The organism is Leucobacter chromiireducens subsp. solipictus (assembly GCF_016758195.1).
Taxonomy (GTDB): Bacteria; Actinomycetota; Actinomycetes; order Actinomycetales; family Microbacteriaceae; genus Leucobacter; species Leucobacter solipictus.
In genome coordinates this window covers 472,319-485,455 of record NZ_QYAC01000001.1, presented here as the reverse complement: position 1 = coordinate 485,455, position 13,137 = coordinate 472,319, and the positions used below count along the sequence as shown (strand labels likewise).

11 protein-coding genes are annotated in these 13,137 nt (G+C 70.8%); all 11 read left to right on the top strand.

Annotated features, from left to right (window positions below; genetic code table 11):
- Positions 1 to 7 precede the first annotated feature (7 nt).
- The 11 genes from pheS (at position 8) to D3230_RS02180 (ending at position 13,102) form a co-directional block, all read left to right on the top strand.
- Positions 8 to 1,048 carry a phenylalanine--tRNA ligase subunit alpha gene (gene pheS / locus D3230_RS02230; protein WP_202343360.1) on the top strand — a complete coding sequence of 347 codons (1,041 nt, stop codon included), beginning with the start codon at positions 8 to 10 and terminating at the stop codon, positions 1,046 to 1,048.
- Positions 1,048 to 3,648 (top strand): phenylalanine--tRNA ligase subunit beta, encoded by a 2,601-nt coding sequence (pheT, locus tag D3230_RS02225; RefSeq protein WP_202343359.1) that lies wholly within the window; start codon positions 1,048 to 1,050, stop codon positions 3,646 to 3,648. Before pheS ends, pheT begins: the two co-directional genes overlap by 1 nt.
- Before the next feature lie 153 nt (positions 3,649 to 3,801).
- On the top strand, positions 3,802 to 4,770 hold the full coding sequence (locus tag D3230_RS02220; RefSeq protein ID WP_202343358.1) for a VOC family protein: 969 nt from the start codon (positions 3,802 to 3,804) through the stop codon (positions 4,768 to 4,770).
- A gap of 391 nt (positions 4,771 to 5,161) precedes the next feature.
- A complete protein-coding gene (locus D3230_RS02215) occupies positions 5,162 to 5,953 on the top strand; it encodes an enoyl-CoA hydratase (RefSeq protein ID WP_202343357.1) in 792 nt (263 codons plus the stop codon).
- Positions 5,954 to 6,091: 138 nt separating this feature from the next.
- A complete protein-coding gene (gene argC / locus D3230_RS02210; RefSeq protein ID WP_202343356.1) occupies positions 6,092 to 7,156 on the top strand; it encodes an N-acetyl-gamma-glutamyl-phosphate reductase in 1,065 nt (354 codons plus the stop codon).
- A gap of 61 nt (positions 7,157 to 7,217) precedes the next feature.
- Positions 7,218 to 8,387, top strand: a complete 1,170-nt coding sequence (gene argJ, locus D3230_RS02205; RefSeq protein ID WP_202343355.1) for a bifunctional glutamate N-acetyltransferase/amino-acid acetyltransferase ArgJ — start codon at positions 7,218 to 7,220, stop codon at positions 8,385 to 8,387.
- A 9-nt stretch (positions 8,388 to 8,396) separates the two neighbouring features.
- A complete protein-coding gene (argB, locus tag D3230_RS02200; RefSeq protein ID WP_202343354.1) occupies positions 8,397 to 9,299 on the top strand; it encodes an acetylglutamate kinase in 903 nt (300 codons plus the stop codon).
- Positions 9,300 to 9,454: 155 nt separating this feature from the next.
- Entirely contained in the window at positions 9,455 to 10,048 is a 594-nt protein-coding gene (locus D3230_RS02195) for a hypothetical protein (RefSeq protein WP_202343353.1), read from the top strand.
- A gap of 102 nt (positions 10,049 to 10,150) precedes the next feature.
- Entirely contained in the window at positions 10,151 to 10,471 is a 321-nt protein-coding gene (gene fdxA / locus D3230_RS02190) for a ferredoxin (protein ID WP_202343352.1), read from the top strand.
- Between the two features lie 4 nt (positions 10,472 to 10,475).
- A complete protein-coding gene (gene dapC, locus D3230_RS02185) occupies positions 10,476 to 11,579 on the top strand; it encodes a succinyldiaminopimelate transaminase (RefSeq protein WP_202343351.1) in 1,104 nt (367 codons plus the stop codon).
- Between the two features lie 224 nt (positions 11,580 to 11,803).
- On the top strand, positions 11,804 to 13,102 hold the full coding sequence (locus D3230_RS02180; protein ID WP_202343350.1) for a citrate synthase: 1,299 nt from the start codon (positions 11,804 to 11,806) through the stop codon (positions 13,100 to 13,102).
- Positions 13,103 to 13,137 lie beyond the last annotated feature (35 nt).

The following is a 13,137-nucleotide window of genomic DNA, read 5'->3' as shown; positions in this document are numbered from 1 at the left end:
AACACCCGTGTCTGACCTCAATCCGATCACCCAGGAAGCCGCCGACGCGGCCGTCGCGGCGGCGCTCGCCGCATTCACCGCAGCCGAATCGGTTGCCGCACTGAAAGCCGCGCGCACCGAGCACGCCGGCGATGGCTCTGCCATCGCCCAGCTCAACGCGCGAATGCGCGAGGTGCCCAAGGACGAGAAGGCCGCAACCGGCAAGCTCATGGGGCAGGCTCGCGGCCGGGTTGAGGGCGCTTTTAGGGCGCGCGAGGCCGAGCTCGTGGAGCTCGAAGCGGCCGCGCGGCTCGTCGCCGAGACCGTCGACGTGACCGCCGCCCCCACGCGCCGGCACGCCGGGTCGCGGCACCCGCTCGCGCAGCTGCAGGACGAGGCGTCCGACATCTTCATCGGCATGGGCTGGGAGGTTGCCGAGGGGCCCGAGATCGAGCACGAGTGGTTCAACTTTGACGCGCTCGGCTTCGATCCCGACCACCCGGCTCGCGCGATGCAGGACACGTTCTTCGTCGAGCCCGCCGACCGGCACCTGCTGCTGCGCACCCATACGTCGCCGGTGCAGATCCGCTCGCTGCTCGAGCGCGAACTCCCCGTGTACGTCGTGGCACCGGGCCGCGTTTACCGCACGGACGAGCTCGACGCCACGCACACCCCCGTGTTCCACCAGATCGAGGGCATCGCGATCGACCGCGGCCTGACGATGGCGCACCTGCGCGGCACGCTCGAGCACTTCGCGCGCCAGATGTTCGGCGCGGAGGCCAAGATCCGGCTCCGCCCCAACTTCTTCCCGTTCACCGAGCCCTCGGCCGAGATGGACGTGTGGCAGCCGAACGCCAAGGGCGGGGCGCGCTGGGTCGAATGGGGCGGGTGCGGCATGGTCGATCCGAAGCTGCTCGCCGCGGCCGGAATCGACCCGGACGAGTTCCAGGGATTCGCCTTCGGCATGGGGCTGGAGCGCACGCTGCAGTTCCGCCACGACATTAATGACATGAGAGACATGGTGGAGGGCGACGTCCGCTTCAACCGTCAGTTCGGAGGACTGGTCTAATGCGCGTTCCACTCAGCTGGCTCGGCGAATACGTCGAGCTGCCCGCAGCGGTCACCCCGGAGCAGGTCCACGCGGACCTCGTCCGGGTCGGCTTCGAGGAAGAGGACATCCGCCGATTCGACGTCACGGGGCCCGTGGTCGTCGGCGAGGTGCTGTCCCGCGAACCCGAGGAGCACTCGAACGGCAAGACCGTGAACTGGTGCCAGGTGCGCGTCGCCCCCGAGGGGGAGCTCGCCGCCGACGGCGGTGCCGACGTGCGCGGCATCGTCTGCGGTGCGCACAACTTCGACGCGGGCGATCGTGTCGTCGTGAGCCTGCCGGGCGCGGTGCTGCCGGGCGGCTTCGAGATCTCGGCCCGCAAGACCTACGGTCACGTGTCGGACGGCATGATCGCCTCCGCGCGGGAACTCACGCTCGGTGACGACCACGACGGCATCATCGTGCTCTCGCGCCTCGGCATCGACGCCCCCGCCGGCGCGGACGCGAAGGCGCTGCTCGGGCTCGACCAGACCGCGGTGGAGATCAATGTCACCCCGGACCGCGGCTACGCGTTCTCGATCCGTGGCGTCGCCCGCGAGCTGTCGCACGCGACGGGGGCCGCGTTCCGCGATCCGGCATTCGCGGTCACCCCGGTGGCGGGGACCGGTTTCCCGGTCACCCTGGACGATCAGGCCCCGATCCGCGAGCGCGCCGGTGCCACGGGCTTCGTCGCGCGCACGGTGCGCGGGATCGACCAGTCGCGGCCGACCCCGGCCTGGATGGTGGCCCGGCTGCAGCTCGCGGGGATCCGCAGCCTGTCGCTCGAGGTCGACATCTCGAACTACGTGATGCTCGAGCTCGGCCAGCCGCTGCACGCCTACGACCTCGCGAAGCTGAACGGCGGGATCACGGTGCGTCGCGCGGCGGCGGGGGAGACGCTCGTCACCCTTGACGGCCAGGAGCGCACGCTGCACCCCGAGGACCTCGTGATCGCCGACGAGTCCGGCGCGATCGGCCTCGCCGGCGTCATGGGCGGGGAATCGACGAAGGCCGACGAGTCGACGACCGACGTGCTGGTGGAAGCGGCGACCTTCGACCCGGTGTCGATCGCGCGCACCGCGCGCCGCCACAAGCTCTCGAGCGAGGCCTCCAAGCGCTTCGAGCGCGGCGTCGACCCGCTCGTGGCCCGCGCGGCCGCGCAGCGCATGGTGGAGCTGCTTGTCGAGCTCGCCGGCGGCACCGCGGACGAGCTGGGCGCGGAGGTCGTGGCCCCCTGGACCCCGAGCGAGGTCCGCCTGCCGCTGGCACGCGTCAACGGCCTCACCGGCGCCGACTACAGCGACGCGGAGGCGCGCGGCGCCGTCGAGATGATCGGCTGCACCGTGACGGAGGCGGACGCCGCCGGCACCGAGCTGATCGTGACCCCGCCGAGCTGGCGCTCCGACCTCGGCCGCACCGCCGACCTGATCGAGGAGATCGCGCGCGTCGTCGGCTACGACCGCATCCCGTCCGTGCTGCCCGTCGCGCCCCCCGGGCGCGGGCTCACCCGCGCGCAGCGCCTGCGCCGCCGCGCCGCGAACGTCGTCACCGCCGCGGGCCTCGACGAGGTGCAGAGCTATCCCTTCGTGAGCCAGGCGCAGCTCGACGCCTTCGGCGCGGGCGTGGAGCCCGTCGCCCCCGTGATCGACGGGGTCACGCAGGAGGTGGCGAGCCCCGGCCACGTGGCCGCGGGGGCCCCGGTGCCCGCCGTGAAGCTCGCGAACGCGCTCGACAGCGAATTCTCGTTCATGCGGCGCTCGCTGCTGCCCGGACTCGTGACCGCGGCGCGGCGCAACGCGTCACGCGGGCTCACCGACCTCGCGCTCGTGGAGTTCGGCGCGGTGTTCGTGCCGGCCGCCGGGCTCGGCACCGCCGACGTCCCGCCGCTCGCGCAGAAGCCGGACACCGAGACGCTTGACGCGCTGTACGCCTCGGTCCCGGCCCAGCCGCGCCGCGCCGCGGGCCTGCTCCTCGGCGAGGCCGTCGCGAAGCAGGCGGGGGAAACCCCGCGCGCCTTCGACTGGGCCGACGCGCTCGACGCGGCACGCACGGTCGCTGAGGCCGTGTCCGCGGAACTCGTGGTCACCCAGGGGGCGCACCGCGCCTTCCACCCGGGCCGCACCGCCGAGCTGAGCATCCGCGTGGACGACGGACTGGAGCCCGTGGGCGTCGCCGGCGAGCTGCTGCCGGAACTCGCCGCGGACAGCCACCTGCCCGGCCGGGTGATGGCGTTCGAGCTCGACCTGGATCGGCTCATCGAGCTCGCCCCGCGCGAGCCGGAGACGCACCAGCTCTCCACCTATCCGGCGGCCACGCAGGATCTGACCCTCGTGGTCGACGCGGAGGTGCCCGCCGGTGACGTGCTCGCCGTCGTCACGGTCGGCGCGGGCGCACTGCTCGAGCAGGCACGGATCGTGGACGACTACCGCGGCACCGGGATTCCCGAGGGACAGAAAGCTCTGACCTTCGCCCTCCGGTTCCGCGCTGCGGACCGCACGCTGAAGGCCGAGGAGGCGAGCGAGGCGAAGCTCGCCGGTGTGGCCGCCGCCGAGCTCGCGTTCGACGCGAAGCTGCGCGACTGATCCGGCACTCCGCGCGGCGCAGGCCGGCCCCACTTGGGGTCGGCCTGCGCCGTATTCGGGGAAAACTCCCGGTTGTGATCCGCGCCCCGCGGGCGGATACTTGCCCCAGGCGCGGGCCGATCCGGCCCGCGTGCGGGTGAGGGGATGAGGACCATGGCACCGACGACGCAACCGACAGCACCGACGCTGCAACGCATCGTGCCCAACATCTGGTGCGTCGGCACCGCGGCCGAGGCGGGCGCGTTCTACGCTGCCGCGCTGCCGCACACGAGCTTCGAGATCGAGTCGCGCTACCCGATGTCGGGGCTGCTCGACTTTCAAGAACCGTTCGCGGGTGAGCCGCTCACGGTCGCCGTGGACGTCTGGGGGACCCGGCTCGTGCTGATCAACGCGGGCGGGGAGTTCCGGCCGAATCCCGCGCTCTCGCTCATGCTGAACTTCGATCCGCTCTTCTTCGCCGACGCCGGAGACGACGCGGCGCAGGCCGCCGCGGCGCGCGCCGCGCTCGAGCGCAGCTGGGCCGCGCTCAGCGCGGGCGGGCGCGTGCTCATGCCGCTCGCGGAATATCCGTTCAGCCCGTGCTACGGCTGGGTGGAGGACCGCTACGGGGTGAGCTGGCAGCTCATCCTCACGAACCCCGAGGGGGACCCGCGACCGTTCGTCATGCCGAGCCTGATGTTCGGCGGTGCCGCGCAGAATCGGGCGAGCGAGGCGGTGGCGTTCTACACGGAAGTACTCGCGGACGCCGCGCCGGGAACGCGTGTGCCCTACGGGCAGGAGACCGGGCCGGCCACCCCCGAATCGATCATGTTCGGAGAGTTTCGGGTCGGGGGTCCCGGGCCCGACGCGCAGTGGTTCACCGCGATGGACTCCGGGGTGCCGCAAGACTTCACGTTCACCCCCGGGATGTCGCTCGAGGTGCGGTGCCCCGATCAGGCCGAGATCGACCGGCTGTGGGACGCGCTGTCGGCGGTGCCGGAGGCGGAGGCGTGTGGCTGGCTCACGGACCGCTTCGGGGTGAGCTGGCAGATCGTCCCGGAGAACATCGGGGAGCTGATGGAGCACCCCGGCGCCTTCGAACGCATGCTGACGATGAAGAAGCTGATCATCGCGGAGCTCTAGGCGGGGTGTCGCGGTGGTGCGTCCCGCCGGGGTGCCGCGGTGGTGCGTCCCGCCGGGATGTCGCACCGAAACCCTGGCAAATTATCTAAACCGACCCATTTTCGCGGGAATTTGGCTCGGGCGCGCTCATAAGGGTCGTGCAGGGTGACTCGGTCAGGCGGTGGTTCTCGGGGCGCGGGGCCCCGGGCTGGTGAGCCCGGTGGCCGGTGGCAGGTGGCCGGTGGCAGGTGGGGCAGGCGATGGGCGCGGGATCGCACGCTCGCGGGCCGTGGCGCGGTGCGTTTTCGCGCTTTCGGCGCGGGGTGCGGGGTGGGAGGCTTAGGGTGAGGGGAAGCCTTGCGCGCGGTTGCGCGAGCGCCCCATGACCCTGCACCCCGAGCGAGAGGCCCACATGAGCGACGCAGCACAGCCCGAGTACACGGCAATCCTGACGGAGGTGCGCGGCCGGGTCGGGTGGATCACCCTGAACCGGCCCGAGGCGCTGAACGCGCTGAACTCGACGCTCGTCACCGAACTGATCGAGGCATCGCTCGCGTTCGACGCCTCGCCCGAGATCGGCTGCATCGTGATCACGGGGTCCGAGCGCGCATTCGCCGCGGGCGCCGACATCAAGGAGATGGCGGAACTCGGTTTTAGCGACATGTTCCTGGGCGGCCCGTTCCCGGGCTGGGGCGGCTTCGAGCGGATGCGGACCCCGGTGATCGCCGCGGTCGCGGGCTTTGCGCTCGGCGGTGGCTGCGAACTGGCCATGATGTGCGATTTCATCCTCGCGGCGGACACCGCGAAATTCGGTCAGCCCGAGATCAACCTGGGCGTGCTTCCGGGCTTCGGGGGATCGCAGCGACTTCCGCGCGCGATCGGGAAGGCGAAGGCCGCGGAGATGGTGCTCACCGGCCGCATGATGCGGGCGGACGAGGCCGAGCGCTCCGGGCTCGTGGCGCGCGTCGTGCCGGCCGACGAGTTGCTCGCCGACGCCGAACAGACGGCGGCGACCATCGCCGCGAAGTCGTTGCCGGCACTCTATTCGGCGAAGGACGCGCTGCAGGCGGCGCAGGAAATGCCGCTGTCCGAGGGGCTGCGCTTTGAGCGCCTCGCGTTCGCCGCAGCGTTTGCCACCGCGGATCAGAAGGAGGGCATGCGCGCCTTCGCGGAGAAGCGGGACGCGAACTTTACGCATCGCTAAGCCGCCGCGCGGGTGTCGCTCACAGCGTGGCATCCGCTCGAAATTCGGGGAGTACCGGGCCCGGCCCTGTGGAGGGCGGGCCCGGCCGTGCCCGGCGAAGTGCCAGAATAGAGGGGTTGGCATGCGGAAGGAGCGTCGATGACGTACAGCGTGGCGGTTGCAGGGGCGTCGGGATACGCCGGAGGAGAGCTGTTGCGGCTGTTGGCCGGGCACCCGGAATTCGAGGTGCGCACCGTCACGGGGCACTCCACCGCCGGTCAGCCGCTCATCGCGACGCAGCCGCACCTGCGGTCGCTCGCGCACCTCACGCTGGGGGAGACCACCGCCGAGGTGCTCGACGGCCACGACATCGTGTTCTTCGCGCTGCCGCACGGTGCTTCGGGCGCGCTCACCGCGCAGCTCACCGACGTGCGCCTCGCCGTGGACTGCGGGGCCGACCACCGGCTCACCGACGCCGCCGACTGGGCGGCGTTCTACGGCGGCGAGCACCACGAAGCGTGGACGTACGGCGTCCCCGAACTGATCGTCGCCGACCCCACAGCAGAGGGCGGAAATCGCCAGCGCGACGCGCTCGTCGGGGCGACCCGGATCGCGGCCCCCGGGTGTAACGCGTCCACGGTGGCGCTCTCCCTCGCCCCCGGCATCGCAGCCGGGGTGATCGAGCCGGACGACATCGTGACGGTGCTTGCGGTCGGGCCCTCCGGCGCGGGCAAAGCCGCGAAGACCCACCTCCTCGGCGCAGAGCTCATGGGGACCGCAAACCCGTACGCCGTCGGCGGCACACACCGCCACATCCCCGAGATCCAGCAGTCGCTCCGCCGGGCCGGCGCGCGCGGCGAGGTCACGCTCAGCTTCACGCCGGTGCTCGTCCCCATGAGCCGCGGCATCCTCGCGACCTCGACGGCGAAGCTCGTCCCCGGCGTGAGCGCCGCGGAGGTGCGTGCCGCGTGGGAGCGCGCCTACGAGGGGGAGAGCTTCGTGCACGTGCTACCAGCGGGGGAGTTCCCGCGCACCGCGGATACCTTGGGGGCCAACACCTGCCTGATGGGCCTCGCGATCGATGAGGCCGCGGACCGCGTCGTGGTCGTCGCGGCGCTCGACAACCTCGCGAAGGGCACCGCGGGCGCGGCAATTCAGTCCGCAAACATCGCGCTCGGCCTTCCCGAGCAGACCGGGCTGAGCGTGAACGGCGTCGCCCCGTAGCGCCTCGCTCGCATCCCGCACACCCCACAGACCCGCACCACTGAACGCGCAAGGAGAGATCGTGACCGTCACCACCCCAGCAGGATTCCGCTCGGCGGGGATCGCCGTCGGCCTGAAGAGCACGGGGAAGCCGGATCTGGCCCTCGTCGTGAACGACGGGCCTGCCCCGGCGAGCGCGGTGGTGTTCACGAGCAACCGTGCGCAGGCGAATCCGATCCTGTGGAGCCGCAAGGTCGTGCAGGAAGGCCCCGCGCGCGCGATCATCCTGAACTCGGGCGGGGCGAACTGCTTCACCGGCGACTTCGGCTACGACACGACCCGGCTCACCGCGGAAGCCGTGGCGACTGGGCTGACGGCGGCTGGCCTGCCGAGCGAAGCCGAAGAAATCCTGGTGTGTTCCACGGGCCTGATCGGCACGGGCGACCAGAGCTTTCGTGACAAGATCGTCGGCGGCGTGCCCGAACTGCTGACCCGACTGAGCGATACCGACGTGACCGCGCCCGCCGCGATCCTCACCACCGACTCCGTCGAGAAGACCGCCGTGCACGCGGGAGACGGCTGGAGCATCGGAGCGATGGCCAAGGGGGCGGGCATGCTTGCGCCCGGGCTCGCGACCATGCTCGTTGTCATCACGACCGACGCCGCCCTCGACGATGCCGCGCTCGATCGCGCGCTGCGCGCGGCCACCGCGCCGAGCTTCGACCGCCTCGACTCCGACGGCTGCATGTCGACCAACGATCAGGTCACGCTCATGTCGAGCGGTGCCTCGGGGATCACCCCCGAGGAAGCAGAGTTCGCTGCGGCGCTTGCCGGGGTGTGCGACAGCCTCGCCGCACAGCTGCAGGCCGACGCCGAAGGGGCGAGCCACGACATCGACATTGAGGTGCGCGGGGCTGCGAGCATCGCCGACGCCGTCGACGTGGGGCGCTCGGTCGCACGCAACAACCTGTTCAAGGCCGCCATCTTCGGCAACGACCCGAACTGGGGCCGCGTGCTCGCCGCGATCGGCACCACCGAGGCCGCGTTCGACCCGTACCAGGTCGACGTCTCCTTCAACGGGGTGCGGCTCTGCCACGCGGGCGCGCCCGATCGCCCGGTTGAGGAGTGCGATCTGACGCCGCGCCGCACGCACGTCGAGATCGAACTGTTCGCCGGGGAGCACACCGCGACGATCCGCACCAACGACCTCACGCACGACTACGTGCACGAGAACAGCGCGTACTCGAGCTAAGGACGCTGCATGACCACGACAACTGAGACCCTCGACCACACCCGGGCCGCCGCGAAGGCGCAGGTGCTGATCGAATCCCTGCCCTGGCTCAAGAAGTTCCGCGACGCCATCATGGTGATCAAGTTCGGCGGCAACGCGATGATCGACGAGTCGCTGCTGCGCGCCTTCGCCGAGGACGTGGTCTACCTACGCCACACCGGCATCCGCCCGGTCGTGGTGCACGGAGGCGGGCCGCAGATCAACGCGATGCTCGAGCGCCTCGGGATCGAGAGCGAGTTCCAGGGCGGCTACCGCGTCACGACCCCGGAAACCATGGAAGTGGTGCGAATGGTCCTGACCGGCAAGGTGAACCCCGAGCTGGTCGACGAGATCAACGCCCACGGCCCGCTCGCGGCCGGCACGACGGGCGAGGACGCCGGCCTGTTTGTGGGCCGCCGTCGGCCCCCGATCACCGTGGACGGCGCCGTCGTGGACCTCGGCCTCGTGGGCGACGTGGTCGACGTGCGCGTCGAACCCGTGCTCGCGCTCCTCGAGGCCGGGTTGATCCCGGTGGTGTCCTCGATCGCGCCCGACGCGGATCGCCCCGGCGACTCGCTGAACGTGAACGCGGACGCGGCGGCCGGGGCGCTCGCCGCCGCGCTGGGCGCCGAGAAGCTCGTGATCCTCACCGACGTGGCCGGGCTCTACGCGAACTGGCCGGATCGCGACTCCCTGGTGTCCTCGATCGAGGCCAGCGAACTGGAGGAGCTGCTCCCGACGCTCGAATCCGGCATGATCCCGAAGATGCGCGCCTGCCTCGACGCGGTGCGCGGCGGCGTCCCCAAGGCCGCCATCATCGACGGGCGCGAGCCGCACTCCGTGCTGCTCGAGATCTTCACCGAGCGGGGGATCGGCACCGAAGTCGTGCCGTGATTCCGGGCACCCGCGGTCTGCGCGCCGAGGCCGCGACCCTCACGGTCGCGGACCGGGGGTGGATCGCCGCGGGTGCTGTCCTCGCAGGAGCCGGCGCATGGGGCGCTGCCGCATGGGGAGATCCTGCACGGGGTGCTGCCGCAAGATTCGGCACGATGGGAGCCGCGCCGGCGGCATCGGTCTCCGGTGCATCAGTCCCCGGTGCGTCGCTCTCCGGTGCGGCGCTCGCAGCTGCGGCGCTCGCAGCTGCGGCGCTCGCCGTCATCGCCGTCACGCTGCTCGGCGGGTGGAGCGTGTGGCTCGCGCGCGTGGATCTCCGAACACACCGGCTGCCGAACCCGGTCCTGGGGTGGGCGAGCCTCACCGTGGGTGTCCCGAGCGTCGCGGCGCTGCTCGTGAGCGGGCAAAGCTCCCGGCTGCTTGCCGCGCTCGCCGTCACGGGGTGCGGGCTCGGGGCCGCGGTGCTGGGCTGGCTGGCACGCCCGGCCGCGCTCGGCGCGGGCGACCTGAAACTCGTGCCGCTGACCGTGTTCCCCGTCGCGGCGCTCGATCCCGCGCTGCTCGCGACCGCGTATCTGGGCGCCCTGGTGCTCGGCCTGCTGCTCGCCGCTGCGGTGGCCCGCCGTCGCGGCCGGGCGTCCTTCGCCGCGGGGCCGATCCTGCTGCTCGCCTGCTGGACGGCGCTCGCGTTCGGCTGGACGGCGCTCGCGTTCGGCTGGGGTGCGCACGGGGGCGAGGTATCCGGGTGAGGCGCGGGCCCGGGCCACGCACGGCCTCCCGGCGTGCACGCCACTCAGCGTGGCGGCGTTAGACTGAAATGTATCCGTTGTGCTGAGTGAAAGGTGGGCGTCGTGACCTATGTGATCGCGCTTCCGTGCGTGGACGTGAAGGATCGCGCCTGTGTGGATGAGTGCCCCGTGGATTGCATCTACGAGGGCGACCGGATGCTCTACATCCACCCGGACGAGTGCGTCGACTGCGGTGCGTGCGAGCCCGTCTGCCCCGTCGAGGCCATCTACTACGAGGACGACCTGCCGAGCGAGTGGGCCGACTACTACACGGCCAACGTGGACTTCTTCGTGGAGATCGGCTCCCCGGGCGGAGCGGCAAAGACCGGGGTGTACGACTTCGATCACCCGATCGTGGCGGCGCTCCCGCCGCAGGGCGAGTAAGCGCATGCGCGCGGCGCTGCCGGACTATCCCTGGGACGCGATGGCGCCGTTCGCGGCCGAGGCAGAACGCCACCCCGACGGGGCCGTGAACCTCTCGGTCGGCTCACCCGTCGACCCGAGCCCCGCGGGCGTGCGTGAGGCGCTCGCCGCGGCGACCGACGCACACGCGTACCCCGCAACGGCGGGCAGCCCCCGCCTGCGGGAGGCCATCGCGGAGTGGTTCCGCCGCCGCCGCGGCGTCACGGTCGCGCCGGAAGCGGTGCTCCCGACCGTCGGATCCAAAGAACTTGTCGCGCTCCTGCCGTTCCTGCTGGGTCTCGGGGCGGGGGAGGCCGTCGTGTTCCCGCGGATCGCCTACCCGAGCTACGCGATGGGCGCGGCGATGGTCGGCGCGGACGCGATCGCGGAGGACGATCCGGCGCTGTGGCCCGAGCACACGAGGCTGGTGTGGCTGAACTCGCCCGCAAATCCCGACGGCCGGGTGCTCAGCACCGACCGGCTCCGGGCCGCCGTCGCGCGTGCCCGCGAACTCGGCGCGGTGATCGCGGGGGACGAGTGCTACGCGGAGTTTGGCTGGGACGCGCCCTGGGACACCGCCGCGATCCCCTCGATTCTGGACCCCGCGGTCGTCGGCGACGATCACCGCGGCGTGCTCAGCGTGTACTCGCTCAGCAAGCAGTCGAACCTCGCGGGATACCGCGCGGCCTTCCTCGCGGGCGATCCGGAACTCGTGGAACGCCTGCTCACAGTGCGCAAACACGCCGGTCTCATGCTTCCCGCCCCGGTGCAGGCCGCGATGATCGTGGCGCTCCGGGACGAGGCCCACGTGGCGGAACAGCGTGAGCGGTACCGCGCACGGCGCGAGATCCTGCGCCCCGCACTCGAAGCCGCCGGGTACGAGATCTCCGGGAGTGAGGCGGGCCTGTACCTGTGGGCGACACGCGGAGTCGACGCGTGGGACAGCGTCGCCGAGTTCGCGGCGCGCGGCATCGTGGTCGGTCCGGGACACTTCTACGGCGAGCATTCCCCGCAGCACGTGCGTCTTGCGCTCACCGCGAGCGACGCAGATATTGCGACGGCAGCACGGCGGTTGCGCGAATCTTCGTGACTCGCCTGAGGATCCTGCGCGGGATCGCGGATCTCTCGCAGGATCCGCAATCCCGTGCCTGATCCCCTCACGAATCGACTTTTTGCTCGACGTCGAGATATATTCTCAGGAGCGCCCTCGCGAACCACCCGGGGGTGCTCGGCGTCCTGAGGAGCCGATAAGGTGGTGAACAACGGCGTCGTACCCGATGCCCAGTCAGTATTGAGACCCCACGAGGAGACGACGTGACCGAATCGACTCAGGGCCAGAACGCGGCCACTGCGAAACTCACGTTCCCGGGTGGCTCCGCCGAGTTCCCCATCCGTGAGGCAGCCTCCGGCCACGCCGCGATCGACGTCAGCACGCTGACGAAGCAGAGCGGGTACACCGCGCTGGACTACGGCTTTGTGAACACCGCATCGACGAAGTCGTCGATTACCTACATCGATGGCGATGAGGGCATTCTGCGCTACCGCGGCTACCCGATCGAGGAGCTCGCGCGGAGCTCCACGTTCCTTGAGGTTGCCTACCTCCTGATCTACGGTGAGCTCCCCACTGCCGACCAGCTCGGTGCCTTTGACGAGGAGATCCGGCGCCACACGCTGCTCCACGAGGACATGCGCTACTACTTCGAGGGCGTGCCGCACACGGCGCACCCCATGGCGGTGCTCTCCGGCGGCCTGCAGACGATGTCGACCTACTACGAGAGCTCGCTCGACACGACCGATCCGAAGTTCGTCGAGGTCAACACGATCCGCCTGCTGGCGAAGCTTCCGGTGCTCGCGGCCTACGCGCACAAGAAGTCCGTGGGTCAGGCGTTCCTGTACCCGGACAACAACCTGAACTTCGTCGAGAACTTCCTCCGCCTGAACTTCGGAAACAAGGCCGAGAAGTACGAGATGAACCCGGTGCTCGTCGACGCGCTCGACAAGCTCCTCATCCTGCACGCCGACCACGAGCAGAACGCCTCCACCTCGACGGTGCGCCTCGTCGGTTCCACCGGCGCGAACATGTTCTCCTCGGTCTCGGCCGGCATCAACGCCCTCTCCGGCCCGCTGCACGGCGGCGCGAACGAGGCCGTGCTCGACATGCTCGCGCAGATCCGCGACTCCGGCCAGAGCGTGGAAACCTTCGTGGAGAAGGTCAAGCGCAAGGAGGACGGGGTGAAGCTCATGGGCTTCGGACACCGCGTCTACAAGAACTACGACCCGCGCGCACGCATCGTACGCGAGAGCGCCGACAAGGTGCTCGCGGAGCTCGGCGTGAACGATCCGCTGCTCGGCCTCGCTCGCGAGCTTGAGCAGATCGCGCTCGAAGACGACTACTTCAAGGAGCGCAAGCTCTACCCGAACGTGGACTTCTACACGGGTGTCATCTACAAGGCGATGGGCTTCCCGACCCGCATGTTCACCGTGCTGTTCGCGATCGGCCGGCTCCCCGGCTGGATCGCGCAGTGGCGTGAAGCGCGCGAGGATCCGCAGACCAAGATCGGCCGGCCGCAGCAGCTCTACATCGGCTCGCCCGAGCGGCACCTCGACCGCTAAATCTCCCCCGAGCGGGGGAGGTGACGGGCCGATCA